The sequence below is a fragment of the Paracoccus sp. (in: a-proteobacteria) genome (assembly GCF_039808215.1).
GTDB lineage: Bacteria > Pseudomonadota > Alphaproteobacteria > Rhodobacterales > Rhodobacteraceae > Paracoccus.
Genome location: NZ_JBDHSP010000004.1, coordinates 15,893 through 37,619, shown reverse-complemented (window position 1 = coordinate 37,619; position 21,727 = coordinate 15,893). Strand labels below are relative to the sequence as shown.

Genomic DNA, 21,727 nt, shown 5'->3' with positions numbered 1-21,727 from the left:
GGGCCGGCCGTGGCGGACATCAACGCATATGAGGGCGCGGCCGAGGCGGAATTCCGCGATTACGTCGCGCTGCTGAAGCCGCGCGTCATGTCGCTGGTGGTGTTCACCGCCTTCGTCGGGCTGTGGATCGCGCCCGAGCCGGTCAACCCTTTTGTTGCTTTCTGTGCGGTGCTGTTCATCGCGCTGGGTGGCGGCGCCTCGGGCGCGCTCAACATGTGGTATGACGCCGACATCGACGCGGTGATGAAGCGCACGCGCGCGCGCCCGATCCCCTCGGGCCGCGTCGCCCCCGACGAGGCGCTTGCCCTGGGCCTGGCGCTGTCGGGCCTGTCAGTGATGATGCTGGGGCTGGCGGCGAACTGGTTCGCGGCGGGATTCCTGGCCTTCACCATCTTCTTCTATGCCGTGGTCTATACGATCTGGCTGAAACGCTCGACGCCGCAGAACATCGTCATCGGCGGCGCTGCCGGGGCCTTTCCGCCGATGATCGGCTGGGCCTGCGCCACCGGCGGCATCGGCATCGAATCGCTCTTGATGTTCGCGCTGATCTTCTTCTGGACGCCGCCGCATTTCTGGGCGCTGGCGCTGTTCATGAAGGACGACTATTCCCGCGCCGGCGTGCCGATGCTGACGGTCACGCATGGCCGCAAGGTGGCGCGGCGCCACATCTTCGCCTATGCGCTGGTGCTGGCGCCCTTCGCGCTGGGGCTTGGCCTGACTTCGGTCGGCGGGCCCGTCTATCTGGCGGTCGCGCTGGTGCTGAACCTGCTGTTCATCCTGGGTGGCTGGCGCGTCATGATGCGCGACGAGGCGGCGGCGCAGGCCGACGGCTATCTGGTCGAGAAGCGCTATTTCCGGCTGTCGCTGCTCTATCTGTTCCTGCATTTCCTGGCGCTCTTGGTGCAGCACGGGGTCGGGGGATGGTGATGCTGCCGCGGGTCGAACATGAATTGCACCGCCGCCGGCGCAGCCGCAACATCGGGCTTTTGCTGGTGCTTCTGGGCTTTGTCGCGCTGATCTTCGGGCTTTCGGTGGTCAAGATCACCCGCGGCGACATGATGCAGGGCTATGATCATCGCCCGCGCGCCTCGGTGCTGCCGCCCGACCCGAACCCGCCCGCCGAAACGGCGCCGCTTGCCGCGCCCGGCACGCCCGCCGCGGAGGTCAGCCGATGAGCGGCGCGAACCGGCGCATCGTCGCCATGCTGCTGGGCGTGGTGCTGTTCATGGGTGCGGCCGCCTGGGCGGCGGTGCCGTTCTATTCCTGGTTCTGCCGCGTCACCGGCTTTGCCGGCACCCCCAATGTCGCCGAGGCGCCCTCGGATGTCGTCCTCGACGAGATGGTGCGCGTGCGCTTCGATTCCAACGTCGATCCGAACCTCGACTGGAGCTTTCGCCCACTGCAGCGCGAGATGAACCTGCGCATCGGCGAGAATGCCATCGCCTTCTACGAGGCGGTCAACAACAGCGACCAGCCGATCACCGGCGCCGCCAGCTATAATGTCGCCCCCGATGCCGCCGGGTATTTCTTCAACAAGATCGAATGTTTCTGCTTTACCGAGCAGACCCTGCAACCCGGCGAGCGCGTCGAGATGCCGGTGACCTTCTTTGTCGATGCCGCCCTGGTCAAGGACCGCGATGCCGGCCGCATCCGCGACATCACCCTGTCCTATACCTTCCACCGGACCGATGCGCCGGCGCCCCGACAGGCGGCGCTGGACCTGCAGGCGGCGCCGCCCGTAAACTGACCGACAAGAACCAGCAACAGCCGGATACGCAGCCATGGCCCAAGCAAAGAACCACGACTATCAGATCCTGCCTCCGTCGATCTGGCCGTTCCTCGGTGCCATCGCGGCCTTCGTCATGCTGACCGGCGGCGTGCTGTGGATGAAGACCGGCGCGCCCTGGCTGTTCCTGATCGGCTTTGCCGGCGTGCTTTACGTCATGTTCGGCTGGTGGTCCGATGTCGTGCATGAGGGCGACGCCGGCGAGCATACGCCCGTGGTGCGCATCAGCCTGCAATACGGCTTCATCCTGTTCATCATGTCCGAGGTGATGTTCTTCGTCGCCTGGTTCTGGGCCTTCATCAAGAACGCGCTTTATCCAATGGGGCCCGAGAGCCCGATCAAGGACGGCGTCTGGCCGCCCGAGGGCATCGTGACCTTCGACCCCTGGCACTTGCCGCTGATCAACACGCTGATCCTGCTCTTGTCCGGTGTCGCGGTGACCTGGGCGCACCATGCCTTCGTCCATGACGGCGACCGCAAGACCACGATCCGCGGCCTGGCCGTGGCGGTGATCCTTGGCCTCGCATTCACCGCGCTGCAGGCCTTCGAATACAGCCACGCCGCCTTCGGCCTTGCCGATACGGTCTATGCCGGCACATTCTTCATGGCCACCGGCTTTCACGGCTTCCATGTCATCATCGGCACGGTGTTCCTGTTCGTCTGCCTGGTGCGCATGATGAAGGGCCAGATGACGCAGGAGCAGCATGTCGGCTTCGAGGCCGCGGCCTGGTACTGGCATTTCGTCGATGTGGTCTGGCTGTTCCTGTTCGTGGTGATCTATATCTGGGGACGCTGACCCGCACCGCCTGACGAGGGCGCGGGCGGCAGAACATCCGCGCCATTTCCGTCGGAGACCGCATGCGCCGATATCTGTTCCCGCTGATCCTGGGCGTGGTCGGCTGCGCCATCCTGGTCTCGCTGGGCATGTGGCAGCTGCGGCGACTGGACTGGAAACAGGCGCAGATCGCCGAGATCCAGCGCCGCATCGAGGGGGTGCCGCAACCGCTGCCGGCGCAGGTCGATCCGGGGATGAAATTCATGCCGGTGCTGGTCGCCGGCCGCACCACCGGCGACGAGATCGACGTGCTCTCGGGCACGCGCGAATCGGGCGGCGGCTATCAGGTGATCTCGGGCTTCGTGACCGAGGACGGCCGGCGGATCCTGCTGGACCGCGGCTTTGTCGATCAGGACCACAAGCGCGACCCGCGCCCGCCGGTCGATCTGCAGGTCGCGGGAAACCTGCACTGGCCCGACGAGCGCGGCAGCGCCACGCCGGCGCCGAATCTGGAGGCGAACATCTGGTTCGCCCGCGACGTGCCGGCGATGGCCAAGCAGCTTGGCACCGAGCCGGTGCTGGTCGTCGCCGCCGAGTTGCGCGGCGACGCGCAGGGGGTGCAGCCGCTGCCGGTCTCGGCGCTGGGCATCCCCAACAACCACCTCAGCTATGCCGTGCAATGGTTCCTGATCGCCGCCGCCTGGGCAGGGATGACAGTGGCGCTGATCTGGCGTATCAGACAGCGGCAATTCTAGGGGTATACGATGCGTTACGTTTCCACGCGGGGGCAGGCTCCGGTCCTCGACTTCGAACAGGCGATGCTGACCGGGCTGGCGCGCGACGGCGGACTTTACCTGCCCGAGGCGCTGCCGATGTTCTCGATCGCGGAAATCGCCCGGCTGGACGGTCTGCCCTATGAACAGGTGGCGCAGCGCGTCATCCGCCCCTTTGTCGGCGATTGCCTGACGGATGCCGAACTGTCCGCCGCGATTGCCCGCGCCTATGCCGGATTCGACCATGTCGCGCGCGCGCCGCTGGTGCAGCTGGCGCCGGGCCATCACCTGCTGGAACTGTTTCACGGCCCCACCCTGGCCTTCAAGGATTTCGCCATGCAGCTGATCGGCCAGCTGTTCCAGCTGGCGCTGGCGCGTTCGGGGCAGCGGGTGACGATCCTCGGCGCCACCTCGGGCGATACCGGCTCGGCGGCGATCGAGGCCTTTCGCGGTTTGCCCAATGTCGATGTGTTCATCATGTATCCGCACGGGCGCGTCAGCGAGGTGCAGCGTCGGCAGATGACCACGCCCGCGGACGCGAACGTGCATGCGCTGGCGGTCGAGGGCACGTTCGACGACTGCCAGGCGCGGCTCAAGGACCTGTTCAACGACCATGAGTTTCGCGACGGCGTGGGCCTTGCCGGGGTCAATTCGATCAACTGGGCGCGGGTGCTGGCGCAGATCGTCTATTACTTCACCGCCGCCGCCAGCCTGGGGGCGCCGCTGCGGCCGGTGGATTTCACCGTGCCCACCGGCAATTTCGGCGATGTCCTTGCCGGTGCCATCGCGCGCAGCATGGGGCTGCAGATCGGCAAGCTCTGGGTGGCGACGAACCAGAACGACATCCTGCACCGGGCGCTGAGCGAGGGCGAATACCGGGTCGGCACGGTGCGGCCCTCGATCAGCCCGTCCATGGACATCCAGGTCAGCTCGAACTTCGAGCGCGCGCTGTGGCTCGCCTGCGGCCGCGACGGCGCCGAGGTCTCGCGGCTGATGGAGGAGCTGCGGTCAGAGGGCGGCTTCTCGATCCGCGCCGGCGTGCTGCACGGGCTGATGGCCACCTACAAGTCCGGCCGCGTCTCCGAGGCCGAGACCGGCGAGACCATCGCCACCATCCACCGCGAGACCGGCGAGGTGATCTGCCCGCATACCGCCGTCGCCGTGAAACTCGCGCGCGAGAACCTGCGCCCCGGCGTGCCGATGATCACGCTCTCGACCGCGCATCCCGCCAAGTTCCCCGATGCGGTCGAGGCGGCCATCGGCCTGCGCCCGGCCTTGCCGGCGCATATGGCCGAACTTTTCACCCGCCCCGAGCGCCTGACCCATGTCGCCAATGACCCGGCGGCGATCAAGGCGCTGATCCATGACCGGAGGCGCGCATGAGCGAGACCCGTATCAGCACGCTGCCGAACGGGTTGCGCGTCGTCACCCGCGACATGGCCGGGCTGCATTCCGCCGCCGTCGGCGTCTGGGTCAATGCCGGCTGCCGCGACGAACGCGCCGAGCAGAACGGCATCGCGCATTTCCTTGAACACATGGCCTTCAAGGGCACCGCCAGCCGCAGCGCGCTGCAGATCGTCGAGCAGATCGAGAATGTCGGCGGCTATATCAACGCCTATACCTCGCGCGATGTGACCAGCTATTATGTGCGGGTGCTGGCGGGCGACGTGGCGCTGGCGCTGGAGGTGATTTCCGACATCGTGCTGAACCCGGTGTTCGACCAGCGCGAGATCGAGGTCGAGCGCGGCGTCATCCTGCAAGAGATCGGCCAGTCGCTGGACACGCCCGACGACGTGATCTTCGACTGGCTGCAGGAGGCCGCCTATCCCGACCAGCCCATGGGCCGCACCATCCTCGGCCCGGCCGAGCGCATCAGCCATTTCACCCGCGCCGACCTCACCGGCTTCATCGCCGAACATTACGGCCCCGAGCGCATGATCGTCGCCGCCGCCGGCGCCGTGGATCATGACCGCATCCTGCGCCAGGTCGAGGCGATCTTTGGCCAGCTGCCGGCCCGCGCCCTGACCGCGCGCGAGCCCGCCTGCTGGCAGGGCGCCGAGGCGCGGCGCGTCAAGGACCTGGAACAGGCGCATTTCGCCCTGGCCTTCGAGGGGCCGGGCTATCAGGCACCGGATTTCTACGCGGCGCAGATCTGGACCTCGGCGCTTGGGGGCGGCATGTCCTCGCGGCTGTTTCAGAAGCTGCGCGAAGAGCGGGGCCTGTGCTATTCCATCTTCGCGCAATCGGGATTTCATGACGACACCGGCATGGTGACGATCTATGCCGGCACTTCGGGCGAGCAGATCGCCGATCTGGCCAATGTCACCATCGACGAGATGAAGCGCTCGGCCGAGGACATGACCGAGGCCGAGGTGGCCCGTGCCCGCGCGCAGCTGAAGGCCGGGCTGCTGATGGGGCTGGAAAGTCCGACCGGGCAGGCTGAACGCATGGCGCGCTCGCTGGCGATCTGGGGCAGGGTGCCCGACCCGACCGAGGTGGCCGAACGCATCGACGCGGTCAGCCTGGCCGAGATCCGCGCCCATGCCCAGCGGCTGCTGGCCTCGGCGCGCCCGGCCCTGGCGCTTTACGGCCCAGTCGAGGCCGCCCCCACGCGCGAGGCCCTGCTGGAGAGGCTGGCCGCCTGATGCTCTTTGCCCGCCACCGTCCGCTGCGCCTTGAGACCGAGCGGATGGTGCTGCGCTTGCCCGTGCATGCGGATTTCACCGCCTGGACGGAACTGCGGGTGGACAGCCGCGACTTCCTGTCCCCGTGGGAGCCGGTCTGGGCTGCCGACCATCTGGCCCGGCGCAGCTTTACCAACCGCGTCTACTGGGCGCAGCGCGCCAGCCGCAACGGCACGGCGCTGCCCCTGTTCCTGATCCGCCGCGACGGCAGTCTTCTGGGGGCGGTGACGCTGGACAACATCCGCCGCGGCCCGGCGCAATCCTGCACCATCGGCTACTGGATCGGCCGGCGCTTTGCCCGCCAGGGCTACATGCGCGAGGCGCTGGCGGTGCTGGTCCGCCACGCCTTCGCCGAGATGGACCTCAGCCGCATCGAGGCCGCCTGCCTGCCCGAGAACACGCCTTCGCGCGGGGTGCTGGAACAGTCGGGCTTCAAATACGAGGGCGTGGCGCAAAGCTATCTGCAGATCGCTGGCCGCTGGCGCAACCATGTGCTTTACGCCAACCTGCGCCACGACCGGCGCGGCAAGACCGGGGCGGGCTGATGCTGAACCCCGCCGATGCCCGTCTGGCCGAGACCCTGCCCGCAGGCGTGCTGCGCCCGCTCGCCCCCGCCTATCTTGAGGAGCCGCGCGGCCGCTGGCAGGGCCGGGCCGGGCTGGTGGCGGCGCCAAGGGACACGGCCGAGGTCGCGGCGGTGGTGCGCGCCTGCGCCGCGGCGCGCGTCGGCATCGTGCCGCGCGGCGGCGGCACCGGGCTGGTCGGCGGCCAGGTCATGCCCGAGGGCCCGGCGCCGCTGATCCTGTCGCTGGAGCGCATGCACGGCCTGCGCGGGCTCTGGCCCGAGGAGAATGTCGCGGTGGCCGAGGCCGGCATGACGCTGCTGGGCTTGCGCGAGGCGGCGGCGGCGGCGGGGCGGCTGTTTCCCCTGTCGCTGGCCAGCCAGGGCACGGCGATGATCGGCGGCTGCCTGGCCACCAATGCCGGCGGCGTCTCGGCGCTGCGCCACGGTACGGCGCGCGCCCTGTGTCTGGGCATCGAGGCGGTGCTGCCCGATGGCTCGGTGGTCCATGACCTCAAGCGGCTGCGCAAGGACAATACCGGCTATGACCTGCGCGATCTGATGATCGGCGCCGAGGGCAGCCTGGGCATCATCACCGCCGCCAGCCTGAAACTGGCGCTGCCGCCGGCGGGCATCGGCACGGCCATGGTCGCGGTCACCGACCCCGGCGCGGCGCTGACCCTGCTGGCGCTGGCAGAATCGCGCATGGCGGGCTGCGTCACCGCCTTTGAGCTGATCGCCGGCCAGGGACTGGCCTTTCTGTCCGAGGTGCTGCCCGAGCTGCGCCAGCCGCTGCCGGGCGCGCCCTGGTCGGTGCTGATCGAGGTCGGCCTGCCCGAGGGGCTGGCGCCCGAGGCGGCGCTGGAGGGTCTGCTGGCCGAGGCCATGGCGCGCGGCCTGGTCGGCGACGCGGTGATCGCGCAATCGGGCCAGCAGGCCGGGGGATTCTGGCATCTGCGCGAAAGCATCCCCGAGGCCAACCGCCGCATCGGCGCCGTCGCCAGCCATGACATCAGCCTGCCGCTGTCCGAGATCGCGGGTTTCGTCCGCGACATGGGGGCGGCGCTGGCGGGCGAGGGGCTGCGCATCAACTGCTTTGGCCATCTGGGCGATGGCAATCTGCATTACAACCTGTTCCCGCCGCCGGGCCACCGCCGCGGCGATTACGACGACCGCCGCAAGGCGCTGTCGCATCTGATCCATGAGATGGTGGTGGCGCGCGGCGGCTCGTTCTCGGCCGAACATGGCATCGGCCGGCTGAAGGTCGCGGATCTGCAGCGCTGGGGCGATCCGGCCCGGCTGGCGGCGATGCGCGCGCTCAAGACGGCGCTGGACCCGCTGGGCATCATGAATCCGGGGGCGGTGCTTGCGGCCTCGGACCCGGCCGGTGGCTGAAATGCTCCGGACAGCTCCCGGCCCGCGGCAAGATCCGCCGGCCGGGAAACGCGCGTCCCGGGCGACGCCAAATGTGTCCGCCACGCCAGCATGGCGGCCCATGTGCAAGCTGCGGCAATCGGCAGCTTGAAAAGGGCGCATCCTGCCCGCAGCCTGTGCAGACGCGGCTCGATCGTGGCGGCGCATCATCAATGAGGGAGTAGTTAATGAAGAAGCTTGCGATTGCCTTCTCGGTCGCGGCGGCCCTGGCCGGCACGCCGGCGCTGGCCCAGTTCGTCGGCCCCAGCAAGACGAAAGCAACCACGGTTGCCGAGGCAGCAGAGGCGCGCCCGGATACCCGGGTCATCTTGACCGGGAACATCATCGGCCATCAGCGCGAGGAATATTACACCTTCAAGGATCACACCGGCACGATAACCGCCGAAATCGATCGCATCGCCTTCCGCGGCAAGACCGTGGGCCCCGAGACCAACGTCCGCCTGCATGGCGAGGTCGAGCGCGGGATCAGGGGCCGCTACATCGATGTCAACCGCCTCGAGGTGGTCGAATAGCGGGTCTGCCTGCCTGCGATCCGATCGCGCAAGGGCGCCTTTCGCCTGTTCGCATGACCGGTGAAGGGCGCTGATCCCGGGAAGGGAAAACGCCCCGCGAAGCTGCGGGGCGTTCTGTTTCAGGGTCCGCAAGTCACAGGATCACCAGGCCGGGATCACCGCGCCGGTGTATTTGTCCTGGATGTATTTCTTCACCTCGGGCGAGTGATAGGCCTCGACCAGCGCCTTGGCCCAGGGCGCGTCCTTGTCGGCGCTGCGCACCACGATGATATTGGCATAGGGGCTTTCGGCGGCCTCGATGGCAATGGCGTCCTTTTCCGGGTTCAGCCCGGCTTCCAGCGCGTAATTGGTGTTGATGATTGCCACATCGGCATCGGCCAGGGCGCGCGGCAGCTGCGCCGCGTCCAGTTCCAGGAACTGCAGGCCCTTGGGGTTCTTGGTCACGTCCAAGGGCGTCGGCGTCAGCCCCACGCCATCGGCCAGTCCGATCACGCCCTTGTCTTGCAACAGCAGCAGCGCCCGGCCGCCGTTCGTCGGGTCGTTGGGCAGCGCCACCTTGGCGCCGTCAGCCAGCTCGTCCAGCGATTTCAGCCTTTCGGAATAGATGCCCATGGGCGTGGTGATGGTCTTGCCGATCGCCACCAGGTCAAAGCCGCGGTCCTTGATCTGGTTGTCCAGATAGGGCTGGTGCTGAAAGCTGTTCGCCTGCAGGTCGCCGTCGTTCAGCGCCTGGTTCGGCACGACATAATCGGTGAATTCGAGGATCTCGATGTTCAGCCCCCTGGCTTCGGCGACCTTGGCGACCTGCTCCATGATCTCGGCATGTTCGCCGACGCTGACGCCGACCTTGATGTTCTCGGCCGCGGCCATGCCGGCCAGCAGCACGAGGGCCGAGGTCAGGGCGGCAATGCGGAATTTGCGCATGAGGGTTCCTTTCGTGGTTACCGGCCCCGGTTGCGGGGCGCGCGCTTGTCGAAACGGGCCGCGATCCATTCGCCGCAGCTTTGGACCAGCTGCACCATGACGATGAGGATGACCACCACCGCCAGCATCACCCCCGGCATGAAGCGCTGATAGCCGTAGCGGATTCCCAGATCGCCCAGGCCCCCGCCGCCGACCGCGCCGACCATGGCGGAATAGCCGATCAGGCTGACCACGGCCAGCGTCAGGCCCAGGACGATGCCGGGCATGGCCTCGGGGACCAGCACCTTGCGCAGTATCTGGCCAGGCGTGGCGCCCATGGCGCGGGCAGCCTCGATCAGGCCCGCGTCCACGTCGCGGATCGCGGTCTCGATCAGCCGGGCGATGAAGGGGGCGCTGGCGATGGTCAGCGGCACGATCGCCGCCGTGGTGCCGATCGAGGTGCCCGCGATCAGTCGCGTGAAGGGGATGATCGCCACCACCAGGATAATGAACGGCGTCGAGCGCGCCGCGTTCACCACCAGCCCCAGCACGGCGTTCAGCACCGGCGCCGAGAGCAGTTCCCCCCGGCGCGAGGTGGCAAGAAAGATGCCCAGCGGCGCCCCGATCAGCGTGCCCAGCAGCGCCGACATCGCCACCATGTAAAGCGTCTGCAGCGTCGAGCCCCAGAGGATCGCCACCAGGTTAGCCGACATAGCCAAGCACCTCGATCATCAGCCCGTGTTCTTCCAGGAATTGCCGCGATTCCGCCAGCCGCGGCGCCGGCAGGCCGACGATCAGGCTGCCGAAGGGCTGGGTGCCGATCTCCTCGATGGCGCCGGCCAGGATATTGATGCTGACGCCGCGCTCCGCGGTCAGCCGCGCCAGCATCGGATCGGTGGCGTGCTGGCCGGTGAAGGTGATCTGGATCACTGCCTCGGCATCCTTGCCCTCGGGCGCCTCGCGCAGCATGCCGGCGACGAAACGCGGGATGGCGACGCTGGTCACGCCTTGCAGGAAGGATCGCGTGGTGGCATGGCCGGGGCGCGAGAAGACCTGATAGGTCTCGCCCGCCTCGACGATGCGGCCGGCCTCGATCACCGCGACATGGCTGCAGATGTCGCGCACCACCGCCATTTCATGGGTGATCAAGAGGATGGTCAGGCCGAGGTCGCGGTTGATATCCTGCAAAAGGTCCAGCACCTGGCGCGTGGTGTCGGGATCAAGCGCCGATGTGGCCTCGTCCGAGAGCAGCACCCGCGGCCCGGTGGCCAGGGCGCGGGCGATGCCGACGCGCTGTTTCTGCCCGCCCGACAGTTCCGCCGGATAGCGCCCGGCCTGGGCGCCAAGGCCCACGCGCGCGATCAGCTCCGCGACGCGGGGGGTGATGAGGCGGCGCGGCTCGCCGGCGATCTCCAGCGGCAGGGCAATGTTTTCCGCCACCGTGCGCGAGGAAAGCAGGTTGAAATGCTGGAAGATCATCCCGACCTCGCGCCGGATGGCGCGCAATTGCCCGTCCGAGGCCGCGCCCACGTCGCGCCCGTTCACCATCACCTTGCCCGAGGAGGGGCGTTCAAGCCCGTTCACCATGCGCAGAAGCGTGGATTTGCCAGCGCCCGAACGGCCGATGATGCCGGTGATCGCGCCCTGCGGCACGTCCAGCCAGATGTCGTGCAGCGCCACGACATCGCCGGCACCACCCTTTTGCGGATAGCGCCGCGTCGTGCCCTGAAATGAGATTGCCGGCTCTGCCATCTTCCCGTCCCGAAAGTCAGGGCTGACCTATGCCTGCGGGGGCGGGCTTGGCAAGGGGCCGGGCCATGCCAATTCGGCAATGCCGTTCCAACCCGGAGGCTTGTGGCAGAACGGCATTCCGTTTGCGGCGATCACGCCGCGGAAAGCGCGGCGATGATCGGGGCGAAATCCGCGGCCTTCAGGCTGGCGCCGCCGACCAGCGCGCCGTTCACATGCGGGGTGGCAAAGATCTCGGCCGCGTTGCCGGGCTTGACCGAGCCGCCGTAAAGCAGCGCCACATCCGCACCATCGGCCAGCCGGGCGCTCAGGCGTTCGCGCAGCAGCGCATGCACCTCGGCGATCTGGTCGTTCGTCGGCGTGCGGCCGGTGCCGATGGCCCAGACAGGTTCATAGGCGATGACGGTGTTTGCGGCACTGGCGCCCTCGGGCAGCGATCCCGCCAGCTGCGCCGCGATCACCGCAAGCGTCTGGCCACTGTCGCGCTGGGCCTCGGTCTCGCCCAGGCAGATCACCGCGACAAGGCCGGCCTCATGCGCGGCCCGGGCTTTCGCGGCGACCTGGGCATCGGTCTCGCCGTGGTCGCTGCGGCGTTCGGAATGGCCAAGGATCACATGGCTGGCGCCGGCGTCGCGCAGCTGCGCCGCCGCGATATCGCCGGTATGGGCGCCCGCGGCCTGCGCATGGCAGTCCTGGCCGCCGATGGCGATGCGGTCCTGGGTGCGGGCCGCCATGGCGTGGATCAGCGTCGCCGGCGGGCAGATCAGCACGTCGCAGGCCGGCGTGGGCTGTTCGGCCAGCAGCAGTTCGATCTGCGCAAGCGCGGCCAGGGTTCCGTTCATCTTCCAGTTGCCGGCGGCAAGTTTGCGCGGGGCCATCAGCCATCTCCCTCATTCGGTCCTGCAAGCGGCTTAGGCCGGCGGCGCGCGGCAATCAAGCCGTGGCCGGGATGTCGGCGCTAACGGCGGCGCTAGCGATCGGCGCGCGAACCTTCCAGCAGCGAGAAGCTGACCGATTCCCCGCAGCCGCAGCTGTCGGTGACATTGGGATTGCGAAAGCGGAAGCTGGATTCCAGCATACCCGCCTCGAAATCGATGACGGTGCCGAACAGGAACATCTGCGCCGTGGGGGCGATCAGCACCCGCGCCTCGCCCTGCTCCACCACCTCGTCGCCGGGGGCGGCGGTGTCGGCCAGTTCCATGCTGTATTCCATGCCGGCGCAGCCGCCCTTCTTCAGGCCGATCCTGAGGCCGGCCACGGATTTCTGCACCATCAGCCGTGCGATCTGCCGTTCGGCGGCCGCGGTGATGGTCACGGGGGACTTGCCGGGGGTCGAAAACATTGCGCGGGCCCTTCCTGTTCGCTGCCGTGGACATAAGCAGTTGCCGCGCATGGCTCAAGGGGTGCTTGACTCGGCGCGGATGGCGGCTATAAGCGCCGCTTCATTGGTGTTGGTGGACCCCGCAAGGGGAATCCTGTCGGGCCTCGGCCAAAGGACAACGCCCTTCGAAGAACATAACACAAAGAAGGAGATCAGCGATGACCAAACGCACCGCTGCCAAGTACAAGATCGACCGCCGCATGGGCGAAAACATCTGGGGCCGCGCCAAGTCCCCGGTGAACAAGCGTGAATACGGCCCCGGCCAGCACGGCCAGCGCCGCAAGCAGAAGCTGTCGGACTTCGGCACGCAGCTGCGCGCCAAGCAAAAGCTCAAGGGCTATTACGGCGATCTGACCGAAAAGCAGTTCCGCCGCATCTATGGCGAGGCCGAGCGCGTCAAGGGCGACACCGGCGAGAACCTGATCGGCCTGCTCGAGCGCCGTCTCGATGCGGTGGTCTATCGCGCCAAATTCGTTCCGACCATCTTTGCCGCCCGCCAGTTCGTGAACCACGGCCATGTGGAAGTGAACGGCAAGCGGGTGAACATCGCTTCCTATCGCGTCAAGGAAGGCGACGTGATCGCCATCCGCGAGCGTTCGCGCCAGCTGGCCATCGTGCTCGAGGCCGTCGCCCTGACCGAGCGTGACGTGCCGGACTATCTGGAAGTGGACCACCACAAGATGACCGCGAGTTTCGTGCGCACCCCGGCGCTGGGCGACGTGCCCTATGCCGTGCAGATGGAACCGAACCTGGTCGTCGAATATTACGCCAAGAACTGATCCCTGCGGATCGGCAGGCATGCGGGCCGCCCCCTGGGGCGGCCCTTTTTCGTTGCCGGGGGCGGGCCTTGCCTTGCGTCCCCGCCGGCGGCTAGGCTGGGGGCGGTCCAGCACCGTCCGACAGGAGGAGCCACAGGAGGAGCCGATGTCACAGATTCCCGCCACGCTGCCCGAGGGGCTGGTGTCCTACGCCCGTTCGCCCGATTTCACCGACGAGAACCTGCCGGCCAAGCTGCAGTCCGCACATCGCGTCAAGCCCGGCACCTGGGCGCTGATCCATGTGCTCGAGGGGCGGCTGCATTATGAACTCGAGCCGCCACGCCAGGGCGAGGTCACCGCCGCCGCCGGCGAGCGCATCGTCATCGAGGAGGACACGCCGCATCACGTCGCCTTCGTCGAGCCGGGCCGCATCTTCATCGAATTCTTTCGCAAGCCCGGCTAGCCCTGCGCCGCGTTGCGCCCGGCAGAGTATTTGAGGAACGGAGAAAACCCGGGGCGCCGCGTTCACGATCCCTTCAGCCCGCCGGCTCCGTCTTGCATGAGGCCGGGCGATCCTCGACAACAGGCTGGCAATGGTGACAGGGAGAGCGGAATGCGCGCGCTGATTGTGGCTTTCGTCATCGGGCTGGCCTCCGCTTGGGCCGCGGGCGCGCAGGAGCCATTCGGTGACGAGCGGCTCTGGACCTGCGAAAGCTCGATCGCCGGCGAGCGGACCGAGATCAACTATGTCCGCGACGCGGAGTTTCGCGCAAATGTCGGCAGGCTCGAGCGCAATCTCTCGGGTTGGGGGCGGATCACCTGCCCGGGTTATGTCACCCTGCGCGAGATCCTGCGGCGCAACGACATGGCGGACGACGGCAGCTATTGCCTCTTGTGGGACAAGGCAAGCGACACCTATGTCGGTGCGCAGGTCGGGCCGCGCAGAGGCAATGCTGTCTGCCGCAAGACCTTTTGTGAAAGGGTGAACGCCGCCCGCACCGCGACGCTGCACAACGCCAATCAACTGGCAGTGGCCGGGTTCGATGCGGTGACGCAGCAGCCGGGGGCGGCGATCCTTGCGGCAACCTCGGGGCAGATGGTGGGCACGATGGAGGCGGCGGGTGCGGCCGCGGTCGGGCTTGCGGCCTCCCCGGTGGCGGTGGGCTCGCTGCTGATCGGGACAGCGGCGGCGGGCGGCACCATGTGGTATTGCGCCGAGGAATAGCCGCCGCGGGCTTCTTCGTTCCCCAAATACTCATGCAGCGCTGCAGCAAGCGGAAAGGCCGCCCCCGGAGGGACGGCCTTTGCCTGCATCCGGATCGGGCCTTGATCAGGCCTTGGCCAGGTTGCGCAGCACGTAATGCAGCACGCCGCCATTTTCCAGATATTCGATCTCGACCTCGGTATCGACGCGGGCCTTGAGCTGGACCACCCTCTCGCTGCCGTCGGCATAGCGGATGGTTGCCGGCACCAGCGAAAGCGGCTTGAACTCGCCTTCGAGCCCGTCGATCGAGATCACCTCGTCGCCCTTCAGCGCCAGCGTCTTGCGGTTGTCGCCGCCGGTGAACTCAAACGGGATGACGCCCATGCCGACCAGGTTCGAGCGGTGGATGCGCTCGAACGACTCGGCGATGACCGCCTTGACACCCAGCAAGTTGGTGCCCTTGGCCGCCCAGTCGCGCGAGGAGCCGGCACCGTATTCGATGCCGCCCACCACGATCAGCGGGATGCCCGCCTCCTTGTAGGCCATGGCCGCGTCATAGATCGAGGTCTGCGCCCCGTCCGGACCCTTGGTATAGCCGCCCTCGACGCCCTCCAGCATCTCGTTCTTGATGCGGATATTGGCGAAGGTGCCGCGCATCATCACTTCATGGTTGCCGCGGCGCGAACCGTAGCTGTTGAAGTCCTTGGGCGCGACCTGACGATCGGTCAGGTATTTGCCCGCGGGCGTCGTCGGCTTGAAAGAACCGGCCGGCGAGATGTGGTCGGTGGTGATCATGTCGCCCAAGAGCGCCAGCACGCGCGCGCCGTGGATATTGTGGATCGCACCCTTTTCCTTGCCCATGCCCTGGAAATAGGGCGGGTTCTGGATATAGGTCGAGCTGGCCGGCCAGTCATAGGTCTCGCTGTCGGTGATCTCGACCGCCTGCCAGCGCGCGTCGCCCTTGAACACGTCGGCGTATTTTTCCTGGAACATCTTGCGCGTGACCACGCTTTCGACCAGATCGGAAACCTCTTTCGAGGTCGGCCAGATGTCTTTCAGATAGACCGGCTTGCCCTGCGGGTCGGCGCCGATCGGGTCGCGGGTCAGGTTGAAGTTCATGTCGCCGGCGATGGCATAGGCCACGACCAGCGGCGGCGAGGCCAGATAGTTGGCGCGGCAATCGGGCGAAATGCGGCCCTCGAAGTTGCGGTTGCCCGAAAGGACCGAGACCGCGATCAGGTCGCTGTCGTTGATCGTCTTCGAGATCTCGGGTGCCAGCGGCCCCGAGTTGCCGATGCAGGTGGTGCAGCCAAAGCCCACGAGGTTGAAGCCCAGCGCGTCCAGATCGTCCTGCAGCCCGGCGGCCTTCAGATATTCCTCGACCACCTGCGAGCCGGGGGCGAGCGAAGTCTTGACCCAGGGCTTGCGGGTCAGGCCAAGCGCGCGCGCCTTGCGCGCCACCAGGCCCGCGGCGATCAGCACATAGGGGTTCGAGGTATTGGTGCAGGAGGTGATCGCCGCGATCACCACCGAGCCGTCATGCAGGTGGTAGTGCTGGCCCTCGACCTTGCCGGACTTGTAGCCGCCGCGATGGCCGGGCAGGTGGTCGGGCGCCGGGGCGCCGCCTTCGCCGTTCCAGCTGTCGGTGTGCTTGCGCTCGGGCTTGGGCAGGTTGCGGGTGGTGCAGACATATTCGTGGAAGGCATGGGCCGAATCAGTCAGCGGCACATGGTCCTGCGGCCGTTTCGGCCCCGAGATCGCCGGCACCACGTCGCCCTGGTCCAGTTCCAGGGTCGAGGAATAGACCGGCGCGTAATCCTTGCTGCGCCAGAAGCCGTTTTCCTTGGCATAGGCCTCGACCAGCGCCAGGCGCGCCTCGTCGCGGCCGGTCTGGCGCAGGTAGCGCATGGTCTCGTCATCGACCGGGAAGAAGCCGCAGGTGGCGCCGTATTCGGGGGCCATGTTGGCGATGGTGGCGCGGTCGGCCAGCGGCATGTGGTCAAGGCCCTCGCCGTAGAATTCGACGAACTTGCCCACCACGCCGTGTTTGCGCAGCATGGCCACGACCTTCAGCACCAGGTCGGTGGCGGTGACGCCTTCCTTCAGCGCGCCGGTGATCTTGAAGCCGACGACCTCGGGGATCAGCATCGACACCGGCTGACCCAGCATCGCGGCCTCGGCCTCGATACCACCCACGCCCCAGCCCAGCACTGCAAGGCCGTTGACCATGGTGGTGTGGCTGTCGGTGCCCACCAGCGTGTCGGGATAGGCGACGGTCTCGCCCTTCTGGTCGGTGTCGGTCCAGACGGTCTGGGCCAGGTATTCCAGGTTCACCTGGTGGCAGATGCCGGTGCCGGGCGGCACGACGCGGAAGTTGTTGAACGCCTTCTGCCCCCATTTCAGGAAGGTATAGCGCTCCATGTTGCGCTCGTATTCCAGCTCGACGTTGCGCTCGAAGGCGCGGGGCGTGCCGAATTCGTCGATCATCACCGAATGGTCGATGACCAGATCGACCGGGTTCAGCGGGTTGATCTTCTGCGCGTCGCCGCCCAGCGCCTTGATGCCGTCGCGCATCGCGGCAAGGTCCACCACCGCGGGCACGCCGGTAAAGTCCTGCATCAACACGCGCGCCGGGCGATAGGCGATCTCGCGCGGGTTCTGGCCGCCCTTCTGCGCCCATTCGGCAAAGGCCTTGATGTCGTCCACACTGACCGTGCGGCCGCCATCCTCAAAGCGCAGCAGGTTTTCCAGCACCACCTTCAGCGCCGCCGGCAGTTTCGAGAAATCGCCAAGCCCGGCATCGGTCGCGGCCTGGATCGAGTAATAGGCATAGTCCTGCCCGCCGACCTTCAGCTGGCGGCGCGTCCTGGCGGTATCAATTCCTGTCTCAATGGGCATGCTGGGCTCCCTATCCTTGAACAAGGTGGCTGATTGGCGATCTGCCTGCCATTTGCCCCTTTTCCGGCGACGGATCAAGGGGCGCGGCAGGATTTGTATGCAATGGTATGCCGTTTTTTTCGCGCCAATGCAAGCCGTGGATTCCGCGTCACGCCTGCACCGGGGCCACGGCGCGCTAACAAAGCCTTGATTTGTGGCGGCAGCAGTTCGGACGTTAGCTGGGGCGCGACACAACACCCGGGACGGGCGGAACATGGCGGCAGCACGGCATTTCGGCAGCATTGGCCCCGGCGCATCGGCGCTTGGGCTGGCGCTTGCGCTCTGGCTGTCCCTGGCGGCGGGGGCGGTGGCCCAGGACCTGCCGGCGCCTACCGCGCCCGCCGATGCCGGCGCGGTGGCCGGTGCGGTGCTGCCGCCCCCGGCTGCCGCGGCCGATGACGGGGTGATCGGCCTGATCGAGGCCCCCGAGGGCGCGCCGGGCCTGCCGGCGGCGCAGATGCCGCACCTGCCCGACGAAAGCCAGGCCGCGGCCCCGGTCGCCACCTTCGCCGAGGCGCAGCCGCGCCAGCGCATGCTGGGCCCCATCGACCATCCGCCGGTGGTGGTCGAGCTCTTCACCTCGCAGGGCTGTTCCTCATGCCCGCCCGCCGACGAGATGCTGGCCGACCTCGCCACGCGCGATGACGTGCTGGCGCTGTCCTGGCACGTCGATTACTGGGATTACCTCGGCTGGGCCGATCCGTTCGCGCGGCCGCAGTTCACCCGCCGCCAGCAGGCCTATACCCATGCCTGGGGCGAGCGCGCCATCTATACGCCGCAGATGGTCGTCGGCGGCACCGACACGCTGATCGGCCTGCGCCCGGCCGAGCTGATGACGCTGCTGCAGGCGCATATGGCGCAGCCTCCGCGGGTCACGGTCAGTTCCAGCCCGCAGGACCGCGGCTATCGCATCGAACTGACGCCGCAGGCGGAGATCGCCAACCGGGTGGCGATCATCCTCGTGCGCTATGCCCCCAGCCGGCGCAGCGAGATCCTTGCCGGCGAGAACCGCGGCCTGACGCTGGAGTATCGCAATGTCGTGCTGGCCGCCGAGCGCATCGCGGAATGGGACGGGCGCGCGCCCCTGCGCATGACCGTCTCACCCGGGGTCGGGGCGGGCGACGCCTTTCCCGCCGACACCCGCCACGCCATCATCGCGCAAGAGCTGGGCGCGCGCGACCGCCGCGCCTCGGGCCCGATCCTGGCCGCGATCCGTCTGGACTGAGGTCCTGCGCACGCGGCTTTGATCGCGCCGCGCTTGCCTGTGCCGGCAGGTTGCGCGACAAGGCCGCCGGCCGGCCAAGCGCGCGGCCCGATCCCCTGCCGCCCCGGAGGCCCGCATGTCCCAACCGCGCAAGATCAATGGCTGGCTGAAGGCCGGGCTGGAATTCGGACCGCTGATCCTGTTCTTTGCCGTGTTCATGCGGCTGCGCGACAAGACGCTGGCCATCGCCGGCACCGAATATTCCGGCTTCATCGTCGCCACGCTGGTCTTCATTCCGGTGCTGGTCGTGGCGACGCTGGCGCTGTGGCGGCTGACCGGGCGGCTGGCGCCGATGCAGATCGCCACGCTGGTGCTGGTGGTGGTGTTCGGCGGGCTCTCGGTCTGGCTGAACGACCCGCGCTTCTTCAAGATGAAGCCGACGATCATCTACCTGATCTTTGCCGGGCTGCTGGCGCTCAGCATGGCGCTGCGCCGCAACTGGCTGCAGCTGGTCATGTCCGAGGCCCTGCCGATGGACGATGCCGGCTGGCGCATCCTGACCCGGCGCATGGCGCTGCTGTTTCTGGGCCTTGCCATCGCCAACGAGGCGGTCTGGCGCGCCATGTCCGACACCGCCTGGGTGAATTTCAAGACCTTCGGCCTGCCAGCGATCATGGTCGCATTCTTTGTCCTGAACGCGCGGCTCTTCGAGCGCCACGCCCGCCCGCGCGAGGGCGAATGAGCCCCGCCGCCCTTGCGCCGCGCCGCATGCGGGCGTAACCCGGCCCAAGACGCCAGAGGAGCCCGCCATGTCCGACAAGTCCCTGCACCCGCGCACCCGTGCCATCCACCACGGCATCCGCCGCAGCCAGTATGGCGAGATGGCCGAGGCGCTGTTCATGACGCAGGGCTTTGTCTATGACAGCGCCGAGCAGGCCGAGGCCCGCTTCATCAAGAGCGGCCCGGACGAATTCATCTATGCCCGCTACGGCAACCCGACCTCGCGCATGTTCGAGGACCGCATCGCCGACCTGGAAGGAACCGAGGACGCCTTCGCCACCGCCAGCGGCATGGCGGCGGTCAGCGGCGCGCTGATGTGCTTTGCCAAGCCCGGCGATCACATCATCTCGTCGCGGGCGCTGTTCGGCTCCTGCCTTTACGTTCTGGACCTGCTGGCGCGATTCGGCGTCGAGGTCAGCTATGTCGATGGCACCGACCTGGACCAGTGGCGCGCCGCCATCCGCCCCGACACCAGCGCGGTGTTCTTTGAATCGGTCTCGAACCCGACGCTCGAGATCGTGGACATCGAAGGCGTCTCGGCGCTGGCGCATGCGGTGGGTGCGCGGGTGGTGGTGGACAATGTCTTTGCCACGCCGGTATTTTCCCGCGCGGTCGAACAGGGCGCAGATGTCGTGGTCTATTCCGCGACCAAGCATATCGACGGCTCGGGGCGCTGCCTCGGCGGGGTGATCTGCGGCAGCCGCGACTTCGTGCGCGGCCTGGCCGAGCCCTATGTCAAGCATACCGGCGGCGCGATCAGCCCCTTCAATTCGTGGCTGATGCTGAACGGCCTGGCCACGATGGAGCTGCGCGTGCGCGCCCAGGCCGACAGCGCGCTGCGCCTGGCGCAGGCGCTGGCGCAGGCGCCGGGCGTGGCGCGGGTGATTCATCCGGGCCTTGCCGTCCATCCCCAGCACGATCTGGCAATGCGGCAGATGGGCTCGGGCGGCACGATGATCGCGGCCGATTGCGGCAGCAAGCAGGCGGCGTTCCGGGTGATGAACCGGCTGCGGGTGTTCCAGATCTCGAACAACCTCGGCGATGCGAAATCCATCGTCACCCATCCCGCGACCACCACGCACCAGCGCCTGGACGAGGCGGCGCGTGCCGGTCTCGGCATCACCCCGGGCCTGCTGCGCCTGTCGGTCGGGCTGGAACATGCCGACGACCTGATCGCGGATTTCCGCCAGGCCCTGGCCTGAGCCAGCGGCACCCGAAGGGCTTTCGGGTGCCCCCTTTCGTTTCCCGCCCCGGCTTCCCATCTTGGATGCCGTGCAGTCACGGAGGTCGCAGATGACCGAGGCCCGCCCCGTCCAGACCGAACGCGCCTATCCGGCGCTGAAACGCGAATATCCGGCGGATTTCCGCGCCGATGCCGATTACCGCGCCGGCCTGCCCGACCTGCAGAACGGCCCGGCCAGCCTGATCGTGGGCGCGCGCGCGCCGATCCAGCATGTCGGCATCTCGAACTTTCGCCTGCCGATCCGCTACCAGACCCGCGCGGGCGGCGAGATCACGCTGGAAACCAGCGTCACCGGCACCGTCAGCCTTGAGGCCGACCGCAAGGGCATCAACATGAGCCGGATCATGCGCAGCTTCTATGTCCATGCGGAAAAGCGCTTTTCCATGGATGTGCTGGCGGCGGCGCTGGAGGATTACAAATCCGACCTCGACAGTTTCGACGCCCGCATCCAGATGCGGCTGTCCTATCCGCTGCGGGTGGACTCGCTGCGCTCGGGCCTTGCGGGCTGGCAATATTACGACATCGCGCTGGAACTGGTGGAACGCGCCGGCCAGCGGCTGCGCATCATGCATGTCGATTATGTCTATTCCTCGACCTGCCCCTGTTCGCTGGAACTGTCGGAACATGCCCGCCAGATGCGCGGGCAGCTGGCGACGCCGCATTCGCAGCGTTCCATCGCCCGCATCTCGGTGGTGATGCAGGGCGAGACCCTGTGGTTCGAGGATATGGTGGCGCTTTGCCGCCGCGCCGTGCCCACGGAAACCCAGGTCATGGTCAAGCGCGAGGACGAGCAGGCTTTCGCGGAACTGAACGCCGCCAATCCGATCTTTGTCGAGGATGCGGTGCGCGCCTTCGCCGCCGAACTGCTTGCCGAGCCGCGCGTCGGCGATTTCCGCGTCATCGCCAGCCATCAGGAATCGCTGCATTCCCACGATGCGGTCAGTATGCTGACGCAGGGTGAGATCTTCGCCCAGACCAGCCTTGATCCCTCGATCTTTGCCGGTCTGCGGGCCTGACGTGAACAAGGGGTGAACGCGGGCTT

At 67.6% G+C, this 21,727-nt stretch carries 23 protein-coding genes; 17 read left to right on the top strand and 6 right to left on the bottom strand.

All coding sequences use genetic code 11. From position 1 onward, the window contains the following. The first annotated feature begins 9 nt into the window (after positions 1-9). The 10 genes from cyoE (at position 10) to WMK75_RS02540 (ending at position 8,526) form a co-directional block, all read left to right on the top strand. Positions 10-927, top strand: a complete 918-nt coding sequence (gene cyoE / locus WMK75_RS02585; RefSeq protein WP_347266096.1) for a heme o synthase — start codon at positions 10-12, stop codon at positions 925-927. Beyond that, positions 921-1,175 carry a hypothetical protein gene (locus tag WMK75_RS02580; RefSeq protein WP_347266095.1) on the top strand — a complete coding sequence of 85 codons (255 nt, stop codon included), beginning with the start codon at positions 921-923 and terminating at the stop codon, positions 1,173-1,175. The genes cyoE and WMK75_RS02580 overlap by 7 nt, the downstream gene beginning before the upstream one ends. Then, on the top strand, positions 1,172-1,747 hold the full coding sequence (locus WMK75_RS02575; protein WP_347266094.1) for a cytochrome c oxidase assembly protein: 576 nt from the start codon (positions 1,172-1,174) through the stop codon (positions 1,745-1,747). Before WMK75_RS02580 ends, WMK75_RS02575 begins: the two co-directional genes overlap by 4 nt. A 34-nt stretch (positions 1,748-1,781) precedes the next feature. Then, complete coding sequence (locus tag WMK75_RS02570; protein WP_347266093.1) at positions 1,782-2,582, top strand: cytochrome c oxidase subunit 3; 801 nt, start codon at positions 1,782-1,784, stop codon at positions 2,580-2,582. 62 nt (positions 2,583-2,644) lie between these two features. After that, a complete protein-coding gene (locus tag WMK75_RS02565) occupies positions 2,645-3,316 on the top strand; it encodes an SURF1 family protein (protein ID WP_347266092.1) in 672 nt (223 codons plus the stop codon). Between the two features lie 9 nt (positions 3,317-3,325). Next, complete coding sequence (thrC, locus tag WMK75_RS02560) at positions 3,326-4,717, top strand: threonine synthase (RefSeq protein ID WP_347266091.1); 1,392 nt, start codon at positions 3,326-3,328, stop codon at positions 4,715-4,717. Beyond that, the gene (locus tag WMK75_RS02555) at positions 4,714-5,979 is read left to right on the top strand and encodes a pitrilysin family protein (RefSeq protein ID WP_347266090.1); all 1,266 of its coding nucleotides are present in this window, start codon (positions 4,714-4,716) and stop codon (positions 5,977-5,979) included. Before thrC ends, WMK75_RS02555 begins: the two co-directional genes overlap by 4 nt. Further along, positions 5,979-6,563 (top strand): GNAT family protein, encoded by a 585-nt coding sequence (locus WMK75_RS02550; RefSeq protein ID WP_347266089.1) that lies wholly within the window; start codon positions 5,979-5,981, stop codon positions 6,561-6,563. Before WMK75_RS02555 ends, WMK75_RS02550 begins: the two co-directional genes overlap by 1 nt. Next, positions 6,563-7,975: an FAD-binding oxidoreductase gene (locus WMK75_RS02545; protein ID WP_347266088.1), complete on the top strand. Its 1,413-nt coding sequence runs from the start codon at positions 6,563-6,565 to the stop codon at positions 7,973-7,975. The genes WMK75_RS02550 and WMK75_RS02545 overlap by 1 nt, the downstream gene beginning before the upstream one ends. A 206-nt stretch (positions 7,976-8,181) precedes the next feature. Next, positions 8,182-8,526, top strand: a complete 345-nt coding sequence (locus WMK75_RS02540) for a NirD/YgiW/YdeI family stress tolerance protein (RefSeq protein ID WP_347266087.1) — start codon at positions 8,182-8,184, stop codon at positions 8,524-8,526. Between the two features lie 141 nt (positions 8,527-8,667). On the opposite strand, the gene WMK75_RS02535 is transcribed toward WMK75_RS02540, so the two are convergent. The 5 genes from WMK75_RS02535 to WMK75_RS02515 all read right to left on the bottom strand — a co-directional run bounded on the left by WMK75_RS02535 (position 8,668) and on the right by WMK75_RS02515 (position 12,520). Beyond that, on the bottom strand, positions 8,668-9,450 hold the full coding sequence (locus WMK75_RS02535) for a MetQ/NlpA family ABC transporter substrate-binding protein (protein WP_347266086.1): 783 nt from the start codon (positions 9,448-9,450) through the stop codon (positions 8,668-8,670). A gap of 17 nt (positions 9,451-9,467) precedes the next feature. Further along, the gene (locus tag WMK75_RS02530; RefSeq protein ID WP_347266085.1) at positions 9,468-10,142 is read right to left on the bottom strand and encodes a methionine ABC transporter permease; all 675 of its coding nucleotides are present in this window, start codon (positions 10,140-10,142) and stop codon (positions 9,468-9,470) included. Further along, positions 10,132-11,181 carry an ATP-binding cassette domain-containing protein gene (locus tag WMK75_RS02525; RefSeq protein WP_347266084.1) on the bottom strand — a complete coding sequence of 350 codons (1,050 nt, stop codon included), beginning with the start codon at positions 11,179-11,181 and terminating at the stop codon, positions 10,132-10,134. Before WMK75_RS02525 ends, WMK75_RS02530 begins: the two co-directional genes overlap by 11 nt. Positions 11,182-11,312: 131 nt before the next feature. Next, positions 11,313-12,056, bottom strand: coding sequence for a triose-phosphate isomerase (gene tpiA / locus WMK75_RS02520; protein WP_347266083.1), 744 nt, complete (start codon positions 12,054-12,056; stop codon positions 11,313-11,315). A 92-nt stretch (positions 12,057-12,148) separates the two neighbouring features. Beyond that, a complete protein-coding gene (locus tag WMK75_RS02515) occupies positions 12,149-12,520 on the bottom strand; it encodes an iron-sulfur cluster assembly accessory protein (protein ID WP_347266082.1) in 372 nt (123 codons plus the stop codon). 197 nt (positions 12,521-12,717) lie between these two features. Here WMK75_RS02515 and rpsD point away from each other — a divergent pair, with 197 nt between their 5' ends. The 3 genes from rpsD (at position 12,718) to WMK75_RS02500 (ending at position 14,542) form a co-directional block, all read left to right on the top strand. Next, positions 12,718-13,338, top strand: a complete 621-nt coding sequence (gene rpsD / locus WMK75_RS02510) for a 30S ribosomal protein S4 (RefSeq protein WP_347266081.1) — start codon at positions 12,718-12,720, stop codon at positions 13,336-13,338. Between the two features lie 145 nt (positions 13,339-13,483). After that, positions 13,484-13,780, top strand: coding sequence for a DUF1971 domain-containing protein (locus WMK75_RS02505; protein ID WP_347266080.1), 297 nt, complete (start codon positions 13,484-13,486; stop codon positions 13,778-13,780). 150 nt (positions 13,781-13,930) lie between these two features. Then, positions 13,931-14,542, top strand: a complete 612-nt coding sequence (locus WMK75_RS02500; RefSeq protein WP_347266079.1) for a hypothetical protein — start codon at positions 13,931-13,933, stop codon at positions 14,540-14,542. Positions 14,543-14,647: 105 nt separating this feature from the next. Here WMK75_RS02500 and acnA read toward each other — a convergent pair whose 3' ends face one another. Beyond that, positions 14,648-17,419 (bottom strand): aconitate hydratase AcnA, encoded by a 2,772-nt coding sequence (gene acnA, locus WMK75_RS02495; protein WP_347266078.1) that lies wholly within the window; start codon positions 17,417-17,419, stop codon positions 14,648-14,650. A 253-nt stretch (positions 17,420-17,672) separates the two neighbouring features. Between acnA and WMK75_RS02490 the strand changes: the two genes are divergently transcribed. The 4 genes from WMK75_RS02490 to folE2 all read left to right on the top strand — a co-directional run bounded on the left by WMK75_RS02490 (position 17,673) and on the right by folE2 (position 21,701). Continuing rightward, on the top strand, positions 17,673-18,683 hold the full coding sequence (locus WMK75_RS02490; protein ID WP_347266077.1) for a DUF1223 domain-containing protein: 1,011 nt from the start codon (positions 17,673-17,675) through the stop codon (positions 18,681-18,683). Positions 18,684-18,798: 115 nt separating this feature from the next. Next, positions 18,799-19,404 (top strand): inner membrane-spanning protein YciB, encoded by a 606-nt coding sequence (locus WMK75_RS02485; protein ID WP_347266076.1) that lies wholly within the window; start codon positions 18,799-18,801, stop codon positions 19,402-19,404. Between the two features lie 67 nt (positions 19,405-19,471). Then, positions 19,472-20,644, top strand: a complete 1,173-nt coding sequence (gene metZ / locus WMK75_RS02480) for an O-succinylhomoserine sulfhydrylase (RefSeq protein ID WP_347266075.1) — start codon at positions 19,472-19,474, stop codon at positions 20,642-20,644. Positions 20,645-20,735: 91 nt separating this feature from the next. After that, positions 20,736-21,701: a GTP cyclohydrolase FolE2 gene (folE2, locus tag WMK75_RS02475; protein WP_347266074.1), complete on the top strand. Its 966-nt coding sequence runs from the start codon at positions 20,736-20,738 to the stop codon at positions 21,699-21,701. Positions 21,702-21,727: the final 26 nt, after the last annotated feature.

Bases quoted from the DNA above. Each gene is read 5' to 3' on its own strand.
- WMK75_RS02525 (WP_347266084.1), bottom strand. From the start codon at position 11,181: ATGGCAGAGCCGGCAATCTCATTTCAGGGCACGACGCGGCGCTATCCG.
- WMK75_RS02545 (WP_347266088.1), top strand. From the start codon at position 6,563: ATGCTGAACCCCGCCGATGCCCGTCTGGCCGAGACCCTGCCCGCAGGC.
- WMK75_RS02530 (WP_347266085.1), bottom strand. From the start codon at position 10,142: ATGTCGGCTAACCTGGTGGCGATCCTCTGGGGCTCGACGCTGCAGACG.
- rpsD (WP_347266081.1), top strand. From the start codon at position 12,718: ATGACCAAACGCACCGCTGCCAAGTACAAGATCGACCGCCGCATGGGC.
- WMK75_RS02505 (WP_347266080.1), top strand. From the start codon at position 13,484: ATGTCACAGATTCCCGCCACGCTGCCCGAGGGGCTGGTGTCCTACGCC.
- folE2 (WP_347266074.1), top strand. From the start codon at position 20,736: ATGACCGAGGCCCGCCCCGTCCAGACCGAACGCGCCTATCCGGCGCTG.
- WMK75_RS02490 (WP_347266077.1), top strand. From the start codon at position 17,673: ATGGCGGCAGCACGGCATTTCGGCAGCATTGGCCCCGGCGCATCGGCG.
- thrC (WP_347266091.1), top strand. From the start codon at position 3,326: ATGCGTTACGTTTCCACGCGGGGGCAGGCTCCGGTCCTCGACTTCGAA.
- WMK75_RS02565 (WP_347266092.1), top strand. From the start codon at position 2,645: ATGCGCCGATATCTGTTCCCGCTGATCCTGGGCGTGGTCGGCTGCGCC.
- acnA (WP_347266078.1), bottom strand. From the start codon at position 17,419: ATGCCCATTGAGACAGGAATTGATACCGCCAGGACGCGCCGCCAGCTG.
- WMK75_RS02550 (WP_347266089.1), top strand. From the start codon at position 5,979: ATGCTCTTTGCCCGCCACCGTCCGCTGCGCCTTGAGACCGAGCGGATG.
- WMK75_RS02570 (WP_347266093.1), top strand. From the start codon at position 1,782: ATGGCCCAAGCAAAGAACCACGACTATCAGATCCTGCCTCCGTCGATC.
- WMK75_RS02555 (WP_347266090.1), top strand. From the start codon at position 4,714: ATGAGCGAGACCCGTATCAGCACGCTGCCGAACGGGTTGCGCGTCGTC.
- WMK75_RS02515 (WP_347266082.1), bottom strand. From the start codon at position 12,520: ATGTTTTCGACCCCCGGCAAGTCCCCCGTGACCATCACCGCGGCCGCC.
- WMK75_RS02535 (WP_347266086.1), bottom strand. From the start codon at position 9,450: ATGCGCAAATTCCGCATTGCCGCCCTGACCTCGGCCCTCGTGCTGCTG.
- WMK75_RS02575 (WP_347266094.1), top strand. From the start codon at position 1,172: ATGAGCGGCGCGAACCGGCGCATCGTCGCCATGCTGCTGGGCGTGGTG.
- WMK75_RS02500 (WP_347266079.1), top strand. From the start codon at position 13,931: ATGCGCGCGCTGATTGTGGCTTTCGTCATCGGGCTGGCCTCCGCTTGG.
- metZ (WP_347266075.1), top strand. From the start codon at position 19,472: ATGTCCGACAAGTCCCTGCACCCGCGCACCCGTGCCATCCACCACGGC.
- tpiA (WP_347266083.1), bottom strand. From the start codon at position 12,056: ATGGCCCCGCGCAAACTTGCCGCCGGCAACTGGAAGATGAACGGAACC.
- WMK75_RS02485 (WP_347266076.1), top strand. From the start codon at position 18,799: ATGTCCCAACCGCGCAAGATCAATGGCTGGCTGAAGGCCGGGCTGGAA.
- WMK75_RS02580 (WP_347266095.1), top strand. From the start codon at position 921: ATGGTGATGCTGCCGCGGGTCGAACATGAATTGCACCGCCGCCGGCGC.
- WMK75_RS02540 (WP_347266087.1), top strand. From the start codon at position 8,182: ATGAAGAAGCTTGCGATTGCCTTCTCGGTCGCGGCGGCCCTGGCCGGC.